The organism is Nocardia sp. FDAARGOS_372 (genome assembly GCF_002554515.1).
Classification (GTDB): domain Bacteria; phylum Actinomycetota; class Actinomycetes; order Mycobacteriales; family Mycobacteriaceae; genus Nocardia; species Nocardia farcinica.
The window spans coordinates 3,230,105-3,253,036 of record NZ_PDDW01000001.1 but is presented as its reverse complement, the minus strand read 5'-3'; the positions used below and the strand labels follow the sequence as shown (position 1 = coordinate 3,253,036).

Sequence of the window (22,932 nt, the reverse complement as noted above, 5' to 3'; positions counted from 1 at the left end):
CTCGAGGCAGAGTAGGGGCGTGAGCGAACCGCGCCCGAACTACACCCCGCGCCCGATGTCGAACACCACGACCTTCGCCCTCGGCGGCGTGGCCCTCGCCGTCATCGTGCTGATCGTCTTCCTGGTGTTCCGCTGGGGCAAGGACGAGGAGGCCGCCATCCGCAACGACGGCTACGGCTCCGTCCACGACCCCGCCGTGCCGGTGTCCCTCGCCCCCGACGGCCTCATCACCCTCGGCAAGCCCGACGCCCGCGTCACCCTCGACGTGTTCGAAGACCCCCTGTGCCCCGCCTGCCGCACCCTCGAGCGCATCTACGGCCAGGAGATCGCCCAGCAGATCGACGCGGGCACCCTCGCCGTCCGCTACCACTACGTCGCCTTCCTCGACCCCAAGTCCGGCAGCGGCGACTACTCCACCCGCGCCATCGCCGCCCTCCAGTGCGTCGCCGACACCGGCGACGGCCCCCTGTACGCCCGCTTCCACGACCGCCTCCTGGTGACCGACCAACCCACCGAAGGCGGCGACGACCACAGCAACAACGAACTCGCCGACCTCGCCCGCGCCACCGGCGCCCCGCAGCAGGCTGTTGATTGCATCAACACCGGCGCGAAAATCCCCGCCGCCACCGCCGCCGCCACATCGGCCCTCGCCGACCTCAACGCCCGCCTCGACGACCGCGCCGCCACCCCCTCCGTCTTCCACGGCGACCGCAAACTCGACCCCAACACCGAAGACTGGGTGATCCAGCTCACCAAATGACCTGATCCCGGGCCGCCCAGCCCCTCGAGCGCCCGCCCACGTCGCCCGATGTTCAGCCCGTTGTCCAGGCGATTTGGTTGCGGACACGCCGGTGGTGTAACTTTCATCAGGCGCGAGGGAAACCGAGCGCGACCCACCAAGGGGCTATGGCGCAGCTGGTAGCGCACCACACTGGCAGTGTGGGGGTCAGGGGTTCGAGTCCCCTTAGCTCCACCAGGGGTTATACCCATTGGTATGCCCGATTTGACCGGTTTTACGACAGTTTTCGACGACAATGACCCTCACACCGAAATCCCGGTGTGAGGGTCCTTTTCTTGTCGGTGTGGTGGTTACCGGACCGGGGCCAGCGCTCCTTTCGGCGACGCACACTCTCCCGCTATGTATCACCTAAGTAATGCTGATTGTGTAAAGCGGGTTGCGCCTCGTGGCCCGTTCGGCGGCGTGCGGACTCGTTCGGAGAGGAATCTCCGTTACCGGCCGAGCGCGGTCAGGTGGTCGGCGAAGGACTGGGCGAGGCTTTCCAGCGCCGCTTTGCCCTTCGTCGCCTTGGCCAGGGACGGGCGGCCGATGATCCCGTTGTCGGTGTATTCGGTCATGCCGGTGACCAGGAGGTGCGGGCGGTCGCTGGCGTCGTGGTCGGCGGTGCTGTAGGTGTCGCGGACCAGGTCGGGGCGGGCGTGCAGGAGCAGTGAAGTTTCCAGTTCGCCGCCGTGCATGTCGTCGTGGCCGGTGGTGGGCATGCCGGCTGCGCGGCGGGCGGCGTCCCAGTCGGAGCGGCCGGGGAACAGTGCGAGGTGGCGGCCGTCGACGTTGGCCTGCTGGGTGATGTTGGAGAGCACGTAGTTGCCGCCGTGACCGTTGACGAGGACGAGTTTCTCGATTCCCGAGCGGGCCAGGGAGGCGCGGATGTCGGTGATCACGGCGATGAGGCTGGAGGCGCTGATCTGACCGTTCCCGGGAAGCCCTCGTGTTCGTGGGAGCAGCTGACGGTGATCGGCGGGAGGACGAACACCGGGTAGGTGGCGGAGAGTTCGGTGGCGATGAGGCAGGCGATCGCGGTGTCGGTGATGAGGGGCAGGTGGTCGCCGTGTTGTTCGAAGCTGCCGACCGGCACGACCGAGGCGCCGCAGGCGGCTTCGTCGGTCGATGTGGCGGTGGTCAGCAGCTCTCGCATCGACCTATCTCCTCGTTGCTTCGGCGGGCGCCTGGACGGACGCTCGTCAGCGCTTATCCGGTACCGCCCGCGTCCACGATGCTCGAGCCGTTCAATAGGCGTTTCGATATGTGGTGAGTGTTTGTTTGACGGCGGCGGTGACGGGGGGTTCTTCGGTGAGTGGGGTCCAGGTGTAGGCGTCGTGTTCGGTGAGCTGGATGGGTTCGGATGCTGCGCATTCGACGGTGAAGTTGAATTGGCGACTGTGTTTTCCGCTACCGGAGCGGTAGTCGAAGCTGTCGATGTAGCGGCCGATGCCGGTGACCTGGAGGCCAGTTTCCTCTTCGACTTCACGGGCGAGTGCGTGGTCGAGGTTTTCGCCGGGTTCGACCTTGCCGCTGGGCAGTTCCCAGATGCCGCCCATGAAGTCGTTGCCGGGTCGGCGCAGGAGCAGGACGCGGTCCTGGTGTTCGATGACGGCACCGACGACGAGTTGCTGGACGCCGTCGCGGTGGGCGGTGGTGGTGAGGTCGTCGATCAGGCTGGGCATGGTGTGGATCCTTTCAGACGGTCGGCGTGGTGGATGGTTTTTTCGATGGCGTCGAGGTAGCGGTCGACCAGGGGCAGGTCGTGGTCTCGGTGCCAGACGGGGAGTTTGAGGGTGTGGTGGTGCAACTGTTCGGCGTGCGGGAATTCGCCGGGCCGGTAGGTGAATTCGCCGGCGAGTTCGGGGAAGAGGGTACTGGGGTTCTGGAAGAGTTCCAGGAGGTTGAGCGGGCAGGTAGAGCCGGGGCGGTCGATCTCGTGGCAGCCTTCGGCGAGCAGAGCCTGGTGGAGTCGTTCGACGGGAAGCCCGCCGAGTTCGTCGTGGCGGTACTGCAGGGTCATCCCATACCACGAGGACCTTACGTCGGGGCCTGGGCGCGGTGCGACGATCCCGGGCACGTCCTCGAGCCGGTCAGCGATGTGGGCGGGATGCGGTTGCGGCCGGTGAGGTAGTCGTCGAGGCGGGGAAGCTGGTCGAGGGCGATGGCGGCGGCGAGGGGGTGGATGCGGTGTTTGAGGCCCATGCCGGTGACGGCGTAGCGGTGCAGGGAGTGGTGCTCGGGGATTTCGGTGCGGCAGCGTTTGTTGTATTGGCCGTGCAGGAGTAGGCGGTAGTAGAGGTTTTCGTCGTCGGTGAGGACGAATCCGCCTTCGCCGGCCGAGAGCGGTTTGGGGCCGTTCATGCTGAAGGCTGCGGCGCGGCCGAAGGTGCCGATCTTGCGGCCGGCGATGGTGGCGCCGTGGGCATGGGAGCCGTCTTCGAGGAGCAGCAGGCCGTAGATCTCGGCGAGGCCGGCGAGGCTGCGCATCTGGGCGGGCATGCCCCACATATGGGTGACGACGACGGCTTTGGTCTTCTCGGTGATGTGCTGGGGAAGTTCGCGTGGGTCGAGGTTGCCGGTGTCGTCGCAGTCGGCCAGGACCGGGATTACGCCCAGGTGTAGCAGAGGAGTCGCGGTGGCGAAGAAGGTGTAGGCGGGCACGATGACTTCGTCGCCGGGACGCAGCCCGCTGGCGGCGTACATCGAGTACAGGCCGGCGGTGCCGGAGCTGGTGAGCACGGCGTACCGGCTGCCGAAGTATGCGGCGAGGGCGTCTTCGAGGTCGGCGATGACACCGGAGCGGTCGTAGATGGAGATGGTGTCGTCAAGCTGGGCCAGGACGGCTTTGCGGGTGAGGTGATCGGTCGGAGGCCACTGGAAGTGCGGGGCCGGGTCGGTGACGGCGGGTGTGCCGCCGAGCAGGGCGAGAGGGGAGTTCACCGGAGCTCCTTGGGGTCAATGCAGGTGTGGGTGCGGGCGGCTTGGTAGCAGGCGGTGACGAAGCGCAGGTGGGCCAGGTGCTGGCGAGGGCCACTGAGGTTGGGGCGTTCACCATCGATCACCCGGCGAAAGTAGTCGAGCTGGGTGGCCGCGGCCGAGGGCCAGGCTTGCTCTCGAAGCAGGGATTCGACGACCTCCCCGTCGTTGGTGAGACGACGGATGCGTCCGCGTTCGAGATGGACCATGCCCTTGGAGCCGACCAGGCGCAGGTCTTCGGTCTTGGGTCCGATGAAGCGGGACAGCAGGATTGATCCGTAGAGGCCGGAGTCGTAGGAGAAGTGCACCAGGGCGGTGTCTTCGGCGTCGTATTCACGGTCCGGGCGGGCCGCGACCGACAGGTCCGCGGTGATGCGGTCCGGGAGACCGAAGTACCACAGGATCAGGTCGATGACGTGGTAGCCCATGTCGATCAGGCAGCCGCCGCCGGCGGTGGCGATGTCGCCGCGCCACCCGTCGGAGGGGTCGGCGGTGTGCAGGGTGTAGCGGGCGTCGATGACGAACGGCGTCCCGATCTGATCGGCCAACTGGGGGAAGCTCGTGTAGATCGGGTTGAAGCGGCGTTGCAGCGTAACCATGAGCTCGATCTCGGAGTCCTCGCAGAGCCGCGCCAGCTCCCGAGCCTCGGTCAGCGACGTGGCGAACGGCTTCTCCTTCAGCACGTGGACACGGTGCTCGGCGGCGGCTTCGATCACCCGGCGGCCGACACAGTGCGGGACGCACACCACGACCAGATCCAACTGCTCCGAGCCCAGCATGGCGGTGAAGGAGGTGTATCCGGGGACCCGGCACCGGTACTGGTGTTCGCGCACGATCTCGGGATCCTCGTCGCACACCGCCACCAGCTCGGCGGCCTCACACGAGGCCAACCCGGGCAGATGATCGTCGAGCGCCTGCCTCCCCAACCCGATCACCCCCACACGCAGCGGGACACGCCGCCGCGGCACCAGAGTCAATGGGCGAGAAGGCAGCTCGCCCGCGCTCGTCGACGCTTCCGGAAGCTGGTCGACGCGCGCGCAATCGAGTGCCGTCATCGGATCGCTCCCGCCAACTCCCGATCCGGTACCCCTGCCGAGGCGGCCGTAACCAGCACACTCGCTCCGGCTTCATTCCACAGCCGTGCCTCCACCCCCTGCCGCAGCGCGGCCTGCCGGTCAGATGCTCCAGATCGGGCACCACCACGTTGCGGCATTGCGCGCGACCAAGTTCCGCGATCAATGCGTCCAACCCTGCCCGCCCGTAGGTGCGTTCGTGGAAGACCATGCCCATGTCATAGCCTTGTCGGTCGGCTAACTCCTGAATCCGTCTCTCGCAGTCGTGGATGTGTTCGCCCGCGACGTCGAGTCGTAGGTAGCCGTCGACAAGTGGTTTCATCGTCGTCTCCTCCCGCCGCGCGAGAACCGGTGTCTCGCTCATCTGGCGTGCGTCGAAGTTGTTCCTTCAGATTCGTGTGTGGCGCGGAGTTCCAGGAGGGCAGATTGCGGGGCAGATCGGCGGGAACCGGGCCCGGGTTCGGGCAGGTCGATAGACTGGGCGCGGCCGATCGAGGGGATCGAAGGTGTCCACACCGAACCTGAAATTGCAGCAGCGCCGGGAAGCGACCCCGTCACCGACCGTGGCGGGGCGGTCGATGACCCGCGCCGAACTGGCCGAAGCGGTCAACGACCACCTGTGGTGGGCCACCGGTCGGCGTCGTGAACTCGACGCGCACACGATCGCTCGCTACGAACGCGGTGCGGTGCGTTGGCCCGGCAAGGACTACCGCCAGGCCCTGTGCGCGGTACTCCATGCCACCGAAACCGAACTCGGCTTCGCCGTCGCCCGCCGGACACCTGCGGCCGAACGTCGAGATCCGTTGGCGGTCAATCTGTTCAGCCCCTTCGATCCCGAACACATCCCCTCCGACTACCTGACACGCTCGAAGAACGTGGGCCGCGTCGGACGATCCGACGTCGACAAGGTCCGGTACGCGGTGGCCGCGGCCGCCGCGGCGGAAAACCTGCACGGCGGCGGCTCGGCCGCCGACACCGCTGCCCACCATCTCCGCGTCTTCGCCCCACTGCTGCCGCCCCCACCACACGGCAGGCGCTCTGCGAGGCAGTCGGCAACCTCAGCGGTATCGCCGCCTACTCCGCCTTCGACATCGCCGCCCACGCCGAAGCCGAACGACGCTTCCGATTCGCCCTCTGGTGCGCCGACGCCGCAGGATCCTGGGAACTACGCGCGGCGACCCCGGCCGACATGGCCCGCAAGACCGCCTACGTCGGCAACCCCGACGGAGCACTCTCACTGATCGAGCTGGCCCAGGTCCGCGCCGACCGCCTCACCGGAACAACCCGCGCGATGCTGGCCGCCATGCGCGCCCAATTCCTGTCCGCGCTCGGCCGCACCGACGACGCCCTGTCCGAAGTCGCACGTGCCGACGAACACTTCGCCGCCCGCAACCCTGACGAAGACCCCGCCTGGATGTGCTACTACGACCACGCCGAACACCTCGGCAGCACCGGCAAAGCCCTCATCCCCGTCGCCCTCGCACGCAAGCGAATCGAACTGGCCGCACCCCGCATCCGCCAAGCAATCCAACTCCAAGCCGACAACTACCCCCGCTCACGCACCTTCTCCCGCACCCGCCTGGCCACCCTCACCATGCAACTCGGCGACCCCCGCACCGCCGCTGCCCACGGCATGCAAGCCGTCACCGACGCCACACACTTCCACTCCCAACGCATCCGCGACGAACTCACCAGCCTCGCCGCCGCCGCGACACCACACCGCAGAATCACCGAAGTCGCAGAACTTCGCCACACCATCACCGCCCTACCCGAACTCGAGGCCATCCCATGACCCTGGCCTCGGCAGCCGGCATCCTCGAACAAGCTGCCGCGCACGCCGGTCTCGACCCATCCACCGCGACCCTGCTCCGCACCGGGGCCCACGCCATCTTCGAACTGGCCGGCGGAATCATCGCGCGCATCGGGAAACCCGGCAGTGCCGACGCCGCTCGTCGCGAGCTACGCGTCTCCCACTGGCTCAACCACTCTGGAGTCCCCGCTGTCGAAGCCGTGGATACTCTGCCGCAGCCGATCGTCATCGATGACCACCCCGTCACCTGGTGGCAGCTTATCCCCGACCACCGCCCCGCCACCCCCGCCGAACTCGGCGCAACCCTCGCCCACCTGCACAGCCTCACGCCACCGACCACCTTCGAACTCCCCGAATATCAACCGCTCGCCGGGCTCGAGGAACGAATCACCACAGCCACCATCCTCACCGACGACGACCGGCGATGGCTGGCCCAGCACTACAGGGAACTTCGGCAACGCTACGAACAACTCCCGCCAAAGGAACGGAACTCGGTCATACACGGCGACGCCTGGCAAGGAAACCTCGTCGTACCATCCTCCGGTACACCAACATTCCTCGACCTCGACAAAGTTTCCCTCGGACGCCCCGAATGGGACCTCATCCAGCTCGCCGTCGACCACACCGACTTCAACCGCCTCCACGCCGACGACTACCACTCCTTCGTCACCGCCTACGGCGGCCACGACATGGCCACCACACCCGAATTCCGCATCTACGCCGACATCCAAGAACTCCGCTGGACCGCCTTCGCCATCAGCCTGTCCCACCACAGCCCCGAGGCGCGGGCCGAAGCTGCCCACCGGATCGCTTGCCTACGTGGCCGCGTCCAAAAGCCCTGGCAATGGAACGCGCTATAGCGAAATACTTGCCGGTGGTCCTTTCTGTCCGACGCAGTCGCCTGCTCGGCCGCGAGGTGCCCGCCTGCGGGTTCTCGATCGGCCTCGAACGCATCATCGGCCTCTTCCAGCACGCCGGCACACGATCCGCGGTTGCCGTGCCGCCCAAGCCGATGTTCCGGTCGCCGAGGTCCTGGCCGTAGCCGGGGCCCGCCGGTCCGCGGATCGGATCGTCGAGGTTGTCCCGCGAAGTGGCAAACTGGCTGCTCACCCCGGCGGACGGCATGATCGACCAGGTCGATTCCTGGCCCGGCCGATCTGAAGAGGGCCTCGGATTTGTGCTGGGAGTGTCGGCGCGGGCCGGAGAGGCCACACCATGTATCGGGGGATCCTGGCGAAGTGAGCTTCCGACTGCTGGGTTGGTGGATACGAATCACGCCTATGATGAGCCGTCGGCACGTCAGGGCCAGGGCCGCGATCTTGTCGGACCCGGTCGATAGGTTACGGTCCGCGGCCGACGTACACACGGCTGTCCTGTCCCTGCTCGATGAGAAGGTGGAAGTGACCGACTCCGCAACCCATGTTGCCCCCGGCGCGCAGACGGCGCTGACTGAGATCGATACCGGCCCGCTGGTGCAGCACCTCGACGAGGGCTACCTCATCGACTTCCTCACCAACGAGCCGGTGAAGGACAACGGTAAGGAGCGAGTGCGGCAGCGGATTTTGCGGGTGCTTTTCCACGAGTATCAGATCGCCCCGGAGGACATGGCGCGCGACTTTCCGGTCAAGGTCGGCGTGGATGGCAAGACCAGGAACAAGAAGGTCGATATCGCCGTCTTCGCTCCTGGCAGCGAACACACCGAGGCCAACCTGCGTCGCGTGGTCGTGTGCAAGCAGGAACCCAAGCGCGGTAAGAATGTCGTCAAGCTGCGCGATCTGGACCAGATGAAGACCGAGCAGGCCGAACTCGAGGCGCTGCTGGGCGCCGAGGACTTCCCGGAGCGGCGCCACGGCATGTGGACCGATAACCTGGACTTCTTCTTCATCGAGAAGGAGTCGGGGCGTTTCGGCGCCACCTACCATCAGCGCGCCGACTGGCCGTTGGCCGACGGCACCATCGGTTCCGGGCAGGTCGTCTCGGCGCAGCAGCTGCGCCGTGCCGAGCCGGAGATGCTCAAGGTCACCTTCCGGCGCTGCCACAACTACATCCACGGCAACGAGGGCATGCCGAAGGATGCGGCGTTCTGGCAGTTCCTCTACCTGCTATTCGCGAAGATGTACGACGAGCGCGCCGTCCGTGACGGCAGCCCACGCCGCTTTTACACGAGCATGACGGAGCCGTACGATGAGGCGGGCCGGGCAGCGATCCGGGCTCGGATCCTCGACCTTTTCGCCGATGTCAAACAGCAGTACACCGGGTCCGGGCTGTTCACCGACCGCGACCAGATCACTCTGTCGGATCGGGCGCTGGCCTTCATCGTCAGCGAGCTGGCTTCCTACGACCTGGGCCGCACCGATATCGACGCCAAGGGGCTGGCCTACCAGGAGCTGGTCGGCACCAACCTGCGGGGCGATCGCGGGCAGTACTTCACCCCCCGTCGTGCCGTGAAGCTGATGATCGATATTCTCGACCCGCAGGAAGACGAGACCGTCCTCGACCCCACGTGCGGTACAGGCGGGTTCCTCCACGCGACCCTGACTCATCTGCACCACAAGATGCAGGCGAAGGACGGTACCCAGGGCCTTCCTGATTCGCCCGAGCAGAGTGAGCGCTACCGTGACCGGCTGCGCGCCTACGCCGATCAGCATCTCTTCGGCGCCGACTTCGATCCGTTCCTGGTACGCGCCACCTCCATGAACATCATGACCTTGGCCGACACCCCGGGCAACGTCTTCCACATGGACTCGCTCGCCTTCCCTCGGGGCCATCTGTCCGGTGTCGCGGAAGCGAGTAAACGGATCCCGCTGGCGAAGGGCACAGCTCCGGGCGTGGTCGATGTGCTGCTGACCAACCCGCCGTTCGGGGCCGATATCCCGGTCAGCGACGAGTCGGTCCTCGGCGACTTCCGCGAAGGCGTGGCGAAGTCGTGGTCACGCGACAAGGTTACCGGCGAACTGCGGGAGAGCGCCAACTTACCCGGCGCTCTCGCACCCGAGCAGCTGTTCGTGCAGCGTGCCATCGAGTGGATCAAACCCGGCGGCCGGCTCGGAATCGTTCTGCCGAACGGCCTTCTCTCTAATCCCGGCCCCGCCGACGAGGGCATCCGCCGCTACATCCTGCGGGAATGCTGGGTGCTGGCCAGCATCGAATTGCCGGTGGAGGCGTTCATCTTCGAGGCCAACGTCAACATCCTCACCACACTCCTTTTCCTCAAGCGCAAGACCGCCGAGGAGAAGACCGCCGAAGAGCTCGGCGATGTGATCTCGTACCCGGTGTTCATGGCGGTTGCGGAGAAGGTCGGCGTCGATCGCCGCGGCAACGAACTCCACAAGCGGGCGCCCAACGGTGACGTCATCACCGAGACCTTCGAGGAGACCGAGTACATCACCATCTCCAGCGTCCCGCGCACCCGCGTGGTGAAACGCAGCCGCCCCGTCATCGACGACGACCTGCCACTGATCGCGGAAAAATACCGTGATTTCCGCAGGCACTATCCGATCCCCGGATTCGATCCGCGTGCCGCCGAGGGAGCGGGCGAGTGAAGGTTACAAGCCTCGATAACCCGGTAAAGGTCGAATGGTTCTTCGAACAGGGTTGTCGTTTGGACCCGACCCCGTACCTATCCGGTGCGCTCGAAGCCCGCAAGCGACTTGAGGCGCTGCCGAACACAGTCCGGCTCGACACCGTCACCGACAGCATCCACCACGCCGGGCGATTCAGTCGACGTTGGGTTCAAAGCCCGGAGCATGGGATCCCCTTCTTCTCCAGCACAGACATATTGGAGGCGGACTACTCCTACCTGCCCTACGTTGCGAAGAGCGCCGCCAAGGAAAACCCGCGTTTGCTGATTCGACCTCGCTGGACGCTGGTCACTCGCTCTGGAACCGTCGGCCGGGTCGCATACGCTCGACCGGATATCGATGGGTTTGCCTGCAGCGAGGACGTGATGCGGATCCGGCCGAATGAGAAGAACATCCCAGCCGGTTATCTGAATACTTTCCTGCGCAGTCGCTTCGGGATTCCGATGATCGTCTCCTCGGCGTATGGCGCGATCATCCAGCACATCGAGCCCCACCACCTCGCCGACTTGCCGGTGCCCCGCTTCGACGCCGACCTGGAGCAACGCATCCATGATCTTGTAGAGGAAGCCGCCCACCTTCGCGCCGACTTCCAGGCCGGCTTGAACACCGCCACCGAAGACTTCTTCCGCAGTGCCGGTTTGCCTGAGCTCATCGATTACCGCTGGCACGAGCAGGAGCGAGATCTTGGCTTCCAGATCGAGGTCGCCAATTCGAAGTCCCTCCGGGCACTGAATTTTTCGCCGCGGGTTCGTGATGTCATTGACAAACTGGAGTCGGTCGCATTCCGCAGGCTGGGGGACATTTGCGACGGCGGATGGCTCGGGTCGGGCGTGCGTTTCAAGCGGATCGATGCAGATGAAGAGCACGGAGTGCAGCTCATTGGCCAGCGTCAGGGATTTTGGGCGCGTCCTGAAGGGCGCTGGATTAGCGCCGCCGCCTCCCCTCGGGACATCTTTGCCCCAGAAGAGACTATCTTGATTGCCTCGCAGGGGACACTGGGTGAGCATGAGGTTTTTTGTCGGTCCTTGATAGTCTACGGTTCTTGGACCAAACATGCATACACTCAGCATTTCCTGCGCGTGGTGAGCGGGGATTCGAACATTAGTGGCGCCTACTTGTTTGCTTTCTTCCGTTCGGAAGTAGCGTTTAGAATCCTCCGTTCGATGAGTGTCGGAAGCAAACAGCAGGACATTCATGAGGGACTTCGCCGCGAGATCCCCATCCCGATCGTCGGTATCACCGACCGCGAGCGCATCGCGGATACGGTTCGTCAGGCATTCCGCCACCGTGACCGCGCGGATGTGCTAGAAGATGAAGCGCTGGACTTGTTGACGAAAGCGATTGAGGGGGCGGAGGTCTGATGGCGCGGATCGTCCGGATCGGGGAACCTGCGAACGAGGCCGAGCGGCGAGTGATCGCCTACCTGCGCGATCACGGGCCCGACGACTGGACGGTCCTGCACAACTTCGAGGTGTCCGACGCCCGGGGCAATCTGTTCGAGGTCGACATCGCTGTCGTGACCGGGCACATGGTCTACGTCATCGATGTGAAGGGCACGTTCGGCCGGATCGATGTCCATGGCAGCAGGTGGATGCCCGCCGGCCGTCAGCCGTTCCACACCCCTTTGCCGAAGCTGCGGGAGAACGCCAAACGTGTCAAAGCCCTGCTGGAGAATAACTTTCCCGAGCTGACCCGGGTGTTTGTCGGCGTGGCTGTCGTACTTCCGGTGCAGGACGCGAGGCTGGTCGACCACAACTCCCCACAGCGGGACGCCGAATCGACGGTGAATCTCGCACACTTGATCCCGCTGCTCTCCGACACTTCCCGAGTACCGACCGGCGCGTATGCGGTCGATGCTGATATCAGCCGCCATCACAACAAGATTGTGCAAGCGATCGAAGGCGTGGGCACGGCGCCGTCGGGGCCGCTGCTGTTCGGTAACTGGCAGGTCCTGGAAACTCTCAGCGAGACTCAGCATGCCCCCGGCGTCGACGTGGTGGCCGAGTACCGCGCGAAGAACGCCAATACTGTTCAGGGCTCCGGCACTGTGCGTCTGGTGGTGCGTCAGGCGGACCTGTACGCCGAGGCGAAGGAGCGCGATAAGCAGCAGAAGCAGATCGGTATCGCCTACGAGGCACTCGGTAAGCTCCCGGCGCATCCCGCCATAGTCGGTGTGCGGGACTTCTTTCCCGACGCGGAGGACCGCGGCTATGTGACGGTCTACGATGATGTGCCGGGTTCGGCCTTGCGGGTGCATCTGGGGTCGGCCGCCGCCGAGCCGTTGACCTTCGACCGCAAGTTGGCGATCTTGCAGCAGGTACTCGCGGGTCTAGCGCTCATCCAGTCCCGGCGGCTCGTGCACCGTGCCCTCAGTCCTGCCACGATCGTGCTCACCAACGACGGACGTGCCATGATTACCGGGTTCGACTACGCGAAGACGGCTCAGCCGCGGGCGCACACCGTGGTGTACGAGGCGCATGCTCACGCCGATAGCACCTACCTGGCTCCCGAGGCGATCGAGGACCCAGCGAAGATGGGTGCGAAGTCAGATATCTACGCCCTCGGCGTGATCGGATTCGAACTCTTCACCGGACATCCGCCGTTCAGCTCGATGACCGGTCAGGTTCGGGCACGGGGGATTTTGCCCGAGCATGATCTGATGCAAGCCGATGTGCCGCCGGAACTGCAGCATTGGCTGGCGCTGCTCTGCGCGGCGAATCCGGAAGACCGGCCGGACGCCAAGGAAGCTTTACGCCGGCTGCAGTTGGCGATCGGGGAGGTGCGTCGGCCGAAACGCCGCATCGGAAACAGTGACAGCAGAAGCATTTCCGAGTCGGCACCGAACGCGGGCCGGGCCGCCGACCCGGATCCGCGACGCGATCCAGAATTCTGGCGGCACCTCGAGCGTGACCATCTGCTGGGCACGAAGTATCTGGTGAAGGCCAGGCTGGGTAAGCCAGGGGCGTCCGGTGTCGCCTACCGGGTCTATGACTCGATGCGCAATATCGACCGGGTGGTGAAGCTTATTCTGAGCGACCCGGCCAATCCTCGTGAGCAGGCGCGTCGTGAGTACAAGGTCATGGAGCGGCTGCGCGATGCGAGCCACCCGAACGTGGTCGAGATGGTCGACGTCGACCAGCTGCCGCCACCGGACTCGCACCCGTATCTGGTCTTCGAGTACGTCGAAGGCAAGGATCTTGGCGAGGTAATCCGCAGTGGCACACTGACCGTCTCGGACGTTCTCCGTATCGGCCGCGACGTGGCAGCGGGGCTGGCGCACATCCACGCCCGGGATGTGTGGCACTGCGATATCAAACCGGGCAACCTGCTGTGGACCGAGGACGGCGTACGGATTCTGGACTTCGGCATCGCCAAGACCCCCGAGTCCACCCAGGGCCACACTTCCAATACACCCCGCTACACCCCGCCCGACATCGACCAGGTACCCGCGACGGGTGCCGGCTTCGTCGACCGGGATCTGTATGCGCTCGGGATCACCCTGTACGAGGCGTTGACCGGTGCGTATCCCTGGCAGACGAGTACTCCGCCCCCCGGGATGCCGGCCGAAGACCCGCGCACCCGGTTCGCATTGCCGGAGGAGGCGCCGGCGAAGCTGATCAAGGCAATTCTGCGGGCGATCGCTCCTGAACGCGGTGAACGGTTCATCAGCGCCGAGGAGTTCCTTGCCGCGCTCGTGGCCGCCGATGTCCCGGCGGTAACGGCCTCTGCTGTCATCGAATCGACGGGCACAGCCATTGCCGAAGCGCGGGTGACCAGCAATGCTGTGGCTGCTATATCGGAGAGCGCGGGATCGGGACATCCGGCGGCGGGGGAGAATCCGTTCGTCGCCCACCTGCAGACCTTCTACAGCCAGAGCAGGCGCAGCAACCGCGGCACCCGAGGTATGGACGCCCATGACTATCGGGTGTATGTGCCGACCGCTCTCGACACCGCACTCGCGCCGGCGGTGCTGGACGGCACGCATTCGCTGGTGATTGTCACGGGCAACGCCGGGGACGGCAAGACCGCCTTCCTGGAGCGGCTCACCGCGGACGCACGCGCCGAGGGCGCGGTTTTCACCGCGGAGCGCCCGAACGGTGCGGTGTTCGAGTTGCGGGGCCGTCGTTTCCGGACCAATTACGATGGCAGCCAGGATGAAGAAGGCACGGCCAGTGACGAAGTCCTCACCGATTTCTTCGCCCCCTTCCAGGGTGCCGACGACATCGGCGCCCTGGAACGGGAGACGCGGCTGATCGCGGTCAACGAGGGCCGCCTGATCGATTTCTTGTCCCATCACAGTCAGCGATTCGCAGCGCTCGCCGCGGCGGTCGAGGAGGGTCTTCGCGGCGAACAGAGTCCCGGGGCGGTTGCCGTGATCAATCTTAACCTTCGCGACGTCACCGTGCGGCCCGGGAAAGGTTCCGGTGACGATGACGGCACCGATTCGATCCTGGAGCAGATGCTGACACAGATCAGCAACCCGGACTTCTGGGAATCATGCTCCGGATGCGCGCTCATCGACTCCTGCTATGCGCGGCGCAACGCGATGACCATCGCCAACCCGGTGATCGGCGCGCAGGTTCGCGGTCGCCTGCGCCGCATCTACGAGATCGCCCAATTGCGCGGGCGGCTGCACATCACCCTCCGGGACCTGCGCTCGGCGCTCGCCTACACGATCACCTCGGGACGTGATTGCGGTGAAATCCACGAGTTCTATTGGAGGTCGGACCCTGCTGAGATTCTGGAAGCACACTACTTCAATGCATACCGTGGTGGTGCCGCCGAGATCGAGCGGGATCGGCTGCTGCTGCAGTTGCGGGAGGTCGACGTCGCCGCAGTTCCTCAGCCAGTCATGGACCGGCGATTGGCCGCCGAAGGGTTGTTGGAACACCAACTGATCACTCCGGGTGATCGCCGCACCCCCGACCGTGCTCTCCTCGCCGAGGTCTACGCCCAGCTCGACGAAGACACTGCCACCACGATGGCGACAACCGACTACGTGGCCACGGCCCGGCGTTTGATGTACTTCGAAATGCGTGATCCCGATGCGGCGACGAAGATGCTGCCGTATGCCTCGGTCCGCAGCTTCCTGCAACATCTCGACCACACCCCGCCGCTGGTCGAGGATGTGCTGCGAGCGTTGAACCGCAGCGAGGGCGTGGTCTCACCCGACGTCGCCAACGGCGGGCTGGTTATCCGGGTCCGTGAGGTCATCGGTGGCACGGTGCGCAGCTTCCGTCGTTTCCCCAAGGACGGCTTCGCCGTGGGAAGGGTAGGCACCGACACACATCAATACCTGGAGACCAGGCCGAGCGCGCTACGACTGACCTACACGGACCCCAACCGTGCGGGGGCCGTGCCAGCGGAACTGCGGATCGGGCTGGACCTTTTCGAACTGCTCGAGCGATTCCGGCGCGGTTACCGGGCGAGCGTCGATGACAACCAGGGCTATGCCCTGGCCCTGACCGTGTTCAAGAACCAACTCGCCGCTGTGCCCTATCAAGAGGTGCTGCTCACCGTCGACGGCGCGTTGATGCATACCGTGCGTCGAAGCGACGACGGAATCCTGCACTTGGCCTCGCAAAGCGCGACGGTACCGGAGACCGAGGAGTCGGAATGGCGCTAGACAGTAAGGATCGAGCCTTCCGGTGCGACGCGATCAGCCGGATCGACTACAAGAGCCTCGCCATGGACCGAGTCCTCACGGCCTTCCTCGCCAGACTGTGGCACAACGGAGTTCCCAGCCGGATGAGCCGGGCTGTCGATCTCACTGTCGACGACTATCTCTCGCTTCTGGTGGATCCGGCCGCGCCGTTCGAAGGGTTCGCCGATAACGAGGACATCAGCCGTCGATGGGTCGGTACGCACCTGCTCGACTTGGTGAGCCGCGGCCGGGTTACCGAGGCGGTTGCCGGGCCTCGGCCCCTGCACGGCTTCGCGTATCGCCTGCGCAACAGTCGCCACTCCCGCCCATACGGTGCGGATGAACACCTCTACGAGATGTTGGCGGTCAAGCCGCTGGCCGTCCAGGCGCTCAAGGATTTCTTCTTCTCCGACATCGGGGCCGACGGGACAGTGATTCCCGGTCCGGATATCGATGTCGAGTCGCAGGCGCTGCTGAGCATGGTGTCGATGACCGAGAAGAAAGCCCAGGACCGGCCCGATGGTTCGACGCGCAAACCACTGGTGCCCTTGTGTAAGCAGCCCGCCGAGTTCATGGCCGATGATGTGCTCCGCCTGCTGCTCCACCGCGACTACATGCCGCGCACCGTGCTGGTCGAACATCTCAAGATTCTGCTCTCCTTCCATCTCGCGCTCTACCACCTGCGAATGATCAAATTGGTTCCGGCGGCCGTGCGCGGCGGCTCCGTGGACGCGTCCTGCACCCGTGGGCACCGGCCGGGGGAGAGTTGTCCGTATGCGGTGCATCTTTTCGTCGATATGGTCGGGATCGACAACGGTGCGCCCGCCCCATATGCCGCCAAGAGTGCCGAGATCTGGTACGGCCGCCTGCCGCAGTTCGTTCGGGGTACCTTCGCTGTCCAAAAGCTGGTCGATTTCGCCGCAGACCTGGTCAAACACGGGAAGCTGCCCAAGACGGGGGGCCGAGGCGATCTCTCGGCGGCCGAAGTGATCGCGCTCTTGGCCGATAAGCACAAGAAGGACCGCGAGGCGTTCTTCGACATGCGGGTACGCCGCATCCTCGACGACGAAGAGGAACCGCTGGCACCGGAGTTGCAGACCATTGTGGATCTCGGCCTGAACCGGTTCGAGACCTACCTGGAGCTGATCATGCACTATCGCAGTGCTTTCCAGCGAAAGTATCTGGTCGAGTGCCTGGACTCGCTCCTGATGAAGAATCGTCCCGGCCAGATGGTCGCCCAGCCGAAAGCCGGTGCACGGCGGTTCGTGCTCGACTCACGGCTGTTGGAAGTGCTCCTGCAGGTATCGCTCGTGGATCAGGACGAGACAACCGGACGCATGCGTACCCGGCCGCGGCGGGTCGATGAGGTGCTGGAGCTGCTGCGGGTCCGGTACGGGCTGCACATCGACCGTCTCCCTGGCGAGGACGGATTCGCCGGCGCCGATGTGCCCGACCAGGCGGCCTTGCGAGCGAACTCCGCGGCATTCATCGACCGTCTCCGGGAGATCGGCTACTACCGCGACCTGTCCGACGCGTATCTGACCCAGACCATTACGCCGCGCTTCACCATAGGCGCGGACGGAGATAGGGCCGAGAGGAGTCCCCGATGACCGGAGCAACGGTCGGGCTGGTCGAACCCACCCCCGCCGATGTGCGCAGCGCATTGGAGGACGTGCTGGTACCGCACCTGCTGAGCTTGCTCTCCACCCGGCAAGCGGGCCACTGCATGCGGGTCACCGAACTCGATACCGATCTCGCATCTTGCCTGGTACAACGGCTCCGTACGGCTACGCTCCCGGGGACCACCGTGTGCCTGCTTGCCACCGATGAGCAGGTCCGTACGGATGCCACCGGATCGTTGGTCAGCAGTACCAAACTGGTCGAACTGCGCAACCGCCCGATCGAGGAAACAACCGGTCCCCTCTTGGTTTTCGTGCCACCAGGTCTGCGGGCCAGCGCCGAAGACTCCTTCGGAGTCGCCACGTTCGAAGAGGTCGGCGTCGGCGATGCCTATCGGATGCTGCACGACGAACTGCTGGCCAAGGTACCAGCCGCCTTGCGTGACGGTATCGACCAGCTACGCGAGACGCTCGCGCAGAAGAACGACAGTCGCGGCGATGACCGGGCCTGGGCCCACTACCTACTGACCATCGCAGCCAATGGCTACGAGTCGGAGGCCGCCGGCGCGGCCGTCTACCAATTCGGACTGGTACCGGACCTCGGCATGTTCACCTCCGGCGCCGATGTGGCCAGCCGGGTCAGCCAGAACCGAACACACGTCGACGAGCTCAGCCGCATCGAACTCGACGAACGCCAACGCGTTCTCGGCCTCGGAGTGTCCGACTCCACCTTCATCGCGAAACTCGCCGGATTCGCCGGGCGGATCGGACTCGAAGACCGCAACACCTGGACCCGGCGGGTCATCACCGATCGAGAGAACCGGGAACTCACCTTCGACAAGTGGCCCGCTCCCCGCAGCCGCGAGACCGCCATCGGCATCGACATACACACCCTGGAGTTGCCCAGGGTCGGCGATCACGCCGAACACCTCGAGCGGTATCCCGCGCTGAAATCCTTGGCAGGCCAGCCATATTTGATTGCCGGCGCCAACGGTACGAAGAACCTCACCGCCAAGTTCACGGTCGACACCCCACTGACTCCGACCGACGGGCTGTTGAAGCTCCGCGCCGAGATCGTGTCCGAGGACGGCGGTCCCACCGGGCGCGCGGTCTCGGTCACTGCCGGAGCGAAGCCGAAGAGCGACTACAAAGCGACTGTGCGGAACCTGCATAAGGCCGAACTCGACGAGGGTTGGCACGTGCTGGCGGTCTCTCCGATCGCCGACACCGACCGGCCAGTGGTGGTCAAGTCCGGAACCGGTCGCAGTGCGGCATTCTTCGTCGTTCGGGCCGACGAAGACGAGGAACCGCCGGAGAACAAGGCAGCCCGCTACGAAAGTGTGTTGCACGCGGTGGAACACATCGCCTTCGACCGATGCGTCGAAGGTAAGTCCGCGCGTGACCTGTTACCGGGAGAGACCGCCTGGTCGACACCTGCGAAAGGCGGCCTCCATATTTCTGCCAGTGCGCGCATCGAAGGTGCCGGCAATATCGAAGTGCGTCTTTCGGAGCGGTTGACCGACATCGAGCGCAAGACCCTACTGGCGCCGGCAGAAATCGGGTTGTGGCAGGTACCGATCAACCAGGATGGTTCGCTGCCCGAGCCGCGACGTGATGGGACCGAGTGGGTGGCCGGGCTCGGGCCGGAAGCCGAGCGGGCCTTCGGCGTGCTGCTCTCGACTCGCGGCAGACTCTTCGCCGATATCCTCGGTATCGTCGATGACGACCACCCCGGCGAGGTTGTCGAAACCGCCGACCTGGCCACGTTGCGCACACAGATCACCGAGTACGCGGCAGCCTTCCAGCAGACGCTGAACGCACAAGCGGCGTATGCACACACCACCGGTTCCACCAAGAACGCCATGGCGCTGCGTGCGCTGGCCGGGCTGCAACAACTCGATGCGCTGGCGGTGACCTACATCGACGGGTTGGGAGCACTGCACCGACTACTCCTGGTCGGCCCGACCCATCCCCTGCGGTTGTTGTGGCTCGCGGAGTGGGCTGCCCTCGGCGCGCAGTGGCGTTCCGATCTGAACGGTCGCCCGACAGCAGCCGCGGCGAACGCGCGGACCTCGTTCTTCGAGCGGCTGGACCCACTCGGCTTCCCGTTCGCGGTGCCGCGCCAAGATGGCCGACTGTTGGCTACGGTCGGCAACTTGACGCCGTTCTGGGCGGCCTACGCTCCCAGCGGGGTCGAGGACTCCCACGGACTTGTCGGAAAGATCGCCGATGTGCTCGGTATTCCGGCCGCCGCACGGGGAGCCGGTGCCGACCAGACCGGGAAGATTCTGGCCGAGCGGGTCGAGCGATATGTACGCCAGCACCCGTATGTGCGAACGCTTGTCATCAACATCGTCAACCCGGGCGATGCCGCCCTGATCGTCGAAATCCTGCTCGACCTGCAACGACGCCCCGACACCAAGCACCTCAACTACGACCTGCGCCTGTGCACCGAACAGACGGAGATGCCCGGCGTCGGCGACGAACTAGCCGAGCTCACCCGCTCGGACAACCGGTTCAACAGCGCCGAGGCCGAAGCCTTCGGGGCACGTCAGGCCCGCGGCGTGCCCAAGCTGGCCTATTCGGTGCGTTCACTGACGGAGTTCGAGGACCATCCCGAACAGTTCGAGGCACACCTGACGATCCTCATCGACGCCTTCACCGGAGAAGAGCACGACACGACGCGCCTGAACCACATTGCGCAAGCACCGGTACACGGGCTCCTCCAGCAGGCGACCACTGTGTTCCACGTCGATGACGAGGGAGCAGGAGTGACCTGGCGAAAGACGCCGTTGTTCGCTTCGTCTGTCCGCAGGACCGAACACGCGGGCGAACTCCTGACCGGGCTACCCCATGACCTGGCGGTGTCAGCCGCCGCCGTCGCAACGAAAGTGTTCGACCGGGTACCCACGACGACGCTGACCCTCGACGCGGTGCAGCGGTCGCTGCTGCACCAGGCGCACGACACCAGCGACTGGGTCATCGTCGTCGACCGGACCCTCGGCCTGGAGTATTTCGATCGCGCCGATGATCGCGGATCCAATGACTACGTCATCGACTACGTGACGGGCCGAACCGGACTCGGCCGACAGGTGCTGGTGAGCTCGCGCAAGGTCGACGAACTCCGTAGCCTGCTCGCCCCGGTAGTCGGTGACCACGGGATCACTGTCGACGACCGGCATCTGCAGACGTTCTTCGAACAGCTGCGGTTGCTGTCGGGGACCCTGGCCTTCAAATTGGCCTCCGCAGTACGCAATCAGCGTTCCGAAGTGCTCGGGCTCGCGTTGGCGCGCATCTACCTGGAAGGCCAACGGGTGCTGGGCGACCAGATCGTTGTCCCGCTGGACGCACATCACGAGCTGTATGCCGAGACCCGCCGCGCAGCGTCCGCGGCGCGCTCGTTGCGGCGAACCGACCTTGCCTTGTTCAGCTTCGATGCACGCAGCCGCACGATCACCTGCCGGCTCGTCGAGGTCAAGGCCTATTCGACCATCCCGGACCCCGTCGCGTACGAGCGATTGCAGAGCCAGATCGCCGAACAAATCGCCACCTCCGAAAAGGTGCTCCGAGAACAATTCGACCCCGGTCTCACCGATCCCGACCGAGTAGATCGGACCGTGAAAAACCTGGAACTGGCCGCCCTGCTGCGATTCTACCTGGAGCGGGCCGAGCGCTATCGCATGATCGATCGCTCGGTCTCCGATCACGCCCGGCGCCTGCTGGAAACACTCGACGACGGGTTCGCCCTGAGGTTCGAGCGTGCGGGGCTCATCTTCGAGCTGTCCGGTCGCAGCAGCGATCCGGAAGAGGTCGGTGGGATCGAATTCCATCATATCGGTCGCGACGAGATCGATGAACTGCTCAGGTCCGTGCCCACCGAGCCGAAACGACCGGGCGATGCGACCGAACCCCACTCGATCACGATCCCGGAGCTGACCCGAACACGCCGTAGCGACGCAGCCTTCCGCGCACCAACTGTCGATCCTCTCGCAGAAGACGAACCAGAGCCGGCACCGCCTTCCTCGATGGTCGCGCCCGCCGCGGAGCCGTCGGCGCAACCTGGCTATCCAGATACCGGACCAGCAGTATTCAACGTGAAAGAGCCTGAACCAGAATATATTCCCGAGCCAGAGCGGAAACCTCAACCCGAAGTGGCCAAGATAGGCGACGTAGATTCGTCGGATGTGGACAACGCCGACGTGCCCGGTGCGGGGGACCCGGTACCCACACCCGACGTCCTTGTCGGTGTCGTCAGCGACACACCGCAATGGGCGTTGCTGGGCGACGTTCCCGGCGGCCGAAAGACCGCACTGGATCTGAACGAAACACATACGATCAGCCTGTTCGGCGTCCAAGGAGGCGGAAAAAGCTACACTCTCGGCTCCATCATCGAAGGCGCCACCCTTCCCGCGCCGGGAATCAACCACCTGCCGCACCCCCTGGCGACAATCGTCTTCCACTACAGCAGCACTCAGGACTACGCGCCCGAATTCACCTCGATGATCGCCGCCAACGATCACGACGGTCAGATCGCTCGACTGCGGGAGCGCTACGGTGCCGAACCGGCGGCGCTGGACGATGTCCTGCTACTGACACCCGGTGATCAACTCGAGGCTCGCCGGCGCGAATTTCCCGGCATCGATGTCCAGCCACTACTTTTCGGTTCGGGCGAATTGCAGATAAACCACTGGAAGTTCCTGCTCGGCGCGGTCGGCAACCAGTCGATGTACATTCGCCAGCTCACCCAGATATTCCGGGCCCACCGTTCCGATCTGAGCCTCGATACGATCCGCAACGCCGTGGACTCCTCGGCCATGGCGGACAACATGAAAGACCTGGTCCGGCAGCGCCTCGACCTCGCCGAGCCCTACATCGACGACTCCGTACGCATCTCCGATTACGTGCGCCCGGGACGGCTTATCATCGTAGATCTCCGCGACGAGCTCATCGAGAAGGATGAGAGCCTGGGGCTTTTCGTCGTCCTCATGCAGCTTTTCGCCCAAGCTACCGATGATGGCGGACACTTCAACAAGTTGGTTGTCTTCGACGAAGCCCACAAGTACATCGGCAGTCCCGAGCTGGTGGGTGTACTGGTCGAGTCCGTCCGCGAGATGCGCCACAAAGGCATGAGTATCCTAGTGGCCAGCCAGGATCCGCTTTCCGTACCCACGTCTCTCATCGAGCTCTCCGATGTCGTCATCATGCACAAAATGACTTCGCCCGCCTGGCTGAAGCACATCCAGAAGGCAAACGCCGCCCTCGATACCCTTCGACCGGAACAACTGTCCCGTCTGCAGCCTGGCGAGGCGTATCTGTGGGCAGGGAAATCGACCGAACGGTCGCTGACCCACGGGGCAGTCCGCGTCAGTCTTCGTCCCCGGGTAACTCGGCACGGCGGCGCCACGAGGACCGCGCAAGGGTGAGCCACAGCGCCGATCGGACATGCTG

At 65.0% G+C, this 22,932-nt stretch carries 13 protein-coding genes, 1 tRNA gene and 1 pseudogene; 10 read left to right on the top strand and 5 right to left on the bottom strand.

Going from position 1 to position 22,932, the window contains the following annotated elements:
* The first annotated feature begins 19 nt into the window (after window positions 1–19).
* Both CRM89_RS15630 and CRM89_RS15625 read left to right on the top strand, forming a co-directional pair.
* Window positions 20–760, top strand: coding sequence for a thioredoxin domain-containing protein (locus CRM89_RS15630; RefSeq protein WP_098084668.1), 741 nt, complete (start codon window positions 20–22; stop codon window positions 758–760).
* A 140-nt stretch (window positions 761–900) separates the two neighbouring features.
* Window positions 901–976: transfer RNA gene (locus tag CRM89_RS15625), tRNA-Ala, on the top strand.
* A gap of 254 nt (window positions 977–1,230) precedes the next feature.
* Here CRM89_RS15625 and CRM89_RS15620 read toward each other — a convergent pair.
* The 5 genes and pseudogenes from CRM89_RS15620 to CRM89_RS15605 all read right to left on the bottom strand — a co-directional run bounded on the left by CRM89_RS15620 (window position 1,231) and on the right by CRM89_RS15605 (window position 4,692).
* Window positions 1,231–1,934: pseudogene (locus CRM89_RS15620) on the bottom strand (creatininase family protein).
* 91 nt (window positions 1,935–2,025) lie between these two features.
* Window positions 2,026–2,463 (bottom strand): NUDIX domain-containing protein, encoded by a 438-nt coding sequence (locus CRM89_RS15615; protein WP_098084665.1) that lies wholly within the window; start codon window positions 2,461–2,463, stop codon window positions 2,026–2,028.
* Window positions 2,451–2,801, bottom strand: coding sequence for a hypothetical protein (locus CRM89_RS31350; RefSeq protein WP_216641976.1), 351 nt, complete (start codon window positions 2,799–2,801; stop codon window positions 2,451–2,453). Before CRM89_RS31350 ends, CRM89_RS15615 begins: the two co-directional genes overlap by 13 nt.
* 17 nt (window positions 2,802–2,818) lie before the next feature.
* A complete protein-coding gene (locus CRM89_RS15610; protein WP_216641975.1) occupies window positions 2,819–3,721 on the bottom strand; it encodes a DegT/DnrJ/EryC1/StrS aminotransferase family protein in 903 nt (300 codons plus the stop codon).
* Window positions 3,718–4,692: a Gfo/Idh/MocA family protein gene (locus CRM89_RS15605; protein WP_229434771.1), complete on the bottom strand. Its 975-nt coding sequence runs from the start codon at window positions 4,690–4,692 to the stop codon at window positions 3,718–3,720. Before CRM89_RS15605 ends, CRM89_RS15610 begins: the two co-directional genes overlap by 4 nt.
* 644 nt (window positions 4,693–5,336) lie before the next feature.
* Here CRM89_RS15605 and CRM89_RS30450 point away from each other — a divergent pair.
* The 8 genes from CRM89_RS30450 (at window position 5,337) to CRM89_RS15565 (ending at window position 22,907) form a co-directional block, all read left to right on the top strand.
* Complete coding sequence (locus CRM89_RS30450; RefSeq protein ID WP_127516224.1) at window positions 5,337–6,071, top strand: hypothetical protein; 735 nt, start codon at window positions 5,337–5,339, stop codon at window positions 6,069–6,071.
* Window positions 6,020–6,622, top strand: a complete 603-nt coding sequence (locus CRM89_RS15595) for a hypothetical protein (protein WP_098084659.1) — start codon at window positions 6,020–6,022, stop codon at window positions 6,620–6,622. Before CRM89_RS30450 ends, CRM89_RS15595 begins: the two co-directional genes overlap by 52 nt.
* Window positions 6,619–7,500, top strand: a complete 882-nt coding sequence (locus CRM89_RS15590; protein ID WP_228822044.1) for a phosphotransferase — start codon at window positions 6,619–6,621, stop codon at window positions 7,498–7,500. Before CRM89_RS15595 ends, CRM89_RS15590 begins: the two co-directional genes overlap by 4 nt.
* A 534-nt stretch (window positions 7,501–8,034) precedes the next feature.
* Complete coding sequence (locus tag CRM89_RS15585) at window positions 8,035–10,182, top strand: N-6 DNA methylase (protein WP_216641974.1); 2,148 nt, start codon at window positions 8,035–8,037, stop codon at window positions 10,180–10,182.
* A complete protein-coding gene (locus CRM89_RS15580; protein ID WP_098084657.1) occupies window positions 10,179–11,582 on the top strand; it encodes a restriction endonuclease subunit S in 1,404 nt (467 codons plus the stop codon). The genes CRM89_RS15585 and CRM89_RS15580 overlap by 4 nt, the downstream gene beginning before the upstream one ends.
* Window positions 11,582–15,847: a serine/threonine protein kinase gene (locus CRM89_RS15575; RefSeq protein ID WP_098084654.1), complete on the top strand. Its 4,266-nt coding sequence runs from the start codon at window positions 11,582–11,584 to the stop codon at window positions 15,845–15,847. The genes CRM89_RS15580 and CRM89_RS15575 overlap by 1 nt, the downstream gene beginning before the upstream one ends.
* Window positions 15,838–17,475 carry a hypothetical protein gene (locus CRM89_RS15570; RefSeq protein ID WP_098084652.1) on the top strand — a complete coding sequence of 546 codons (1,638 nt, stop codon included), beginning with the start codon at window positions 15,838–15,840 and terminating at the stop codon, window positions 17,473–17,475. The genes CRM89_RS15575 and CRM89_RS15570 overlap by 10 nt, the downstream gene beginning before the upstream one ends.
* Window positions 17,472–22,907: an ATP-binding protein gene (locus CRM89_RS15565; RefSeq protein ID WP_127516222.1), complete on the top strand. Its 5,436-nt coding sequence runs from the start codon at window positions 17,472–17,474 to the stop codon at window positions 22,905–22,907. The genes CRM89_RS15570 and CRM89_RS15565 overlap by 4 nt, the downstream gene beginning before the upstream one ends.
* Window positions 22,908–22,932 lie beyond the last annotated feature (25 nt).

Bases quoted from the DNA above. Each gene is read 5' to 3' on its own strand.
- CRM89_RS15615 (WP_098084665.1), bottom strand. From the start codon at position 2,463: ATGCCCAGCCTGATCGACGACCTCACCACCACCGCCCACCGCGACGGC.
- CRM89_RS31350 (WP_216641976.1), bottom strand. From the start codon at position 2,801: ATGACCCTGCAGTACCGCCACGACGAACTCGGCGGGCTTCCCGTCGAA.
- CRM89_RS15595 (WP_098084659.1), top strand. From the start codon at position 6,020: ATGGCCCGCAAGACCGCCTACGTCGGCAACCCCGACGGAGCACTCTCA.
- CRM89_RS15565 (WP_127516222.1), top strand. From the start codon at position 17,472: ATGACCGGAGCAACGGTCGGGCTGGTCGAACCCACCCCCGCCGATGTG.
- CRM89_RS15570 (WP_098084652.1), top strand. From the start codon at position 15,838: ATGGCGCTAGACAGTAAGGATCGAGCCTTCCGGTGCGACGCGATCAGC.
- CRM89_RS15575 (WP_098084654.1), top strand. From the start codon at position 11,582: ATGGCGCGGATCGTCCGGATCGGGGAACCTGCGAACGAGGCCGAGCGG.
- CRM89_RS15590 (WP_228822044.1), top strand. From the start codon at position 6,619: ATGACCCTGGCCTCGGCAGCCGGCATCCTCGAACAAGCTGCCGCGCAC.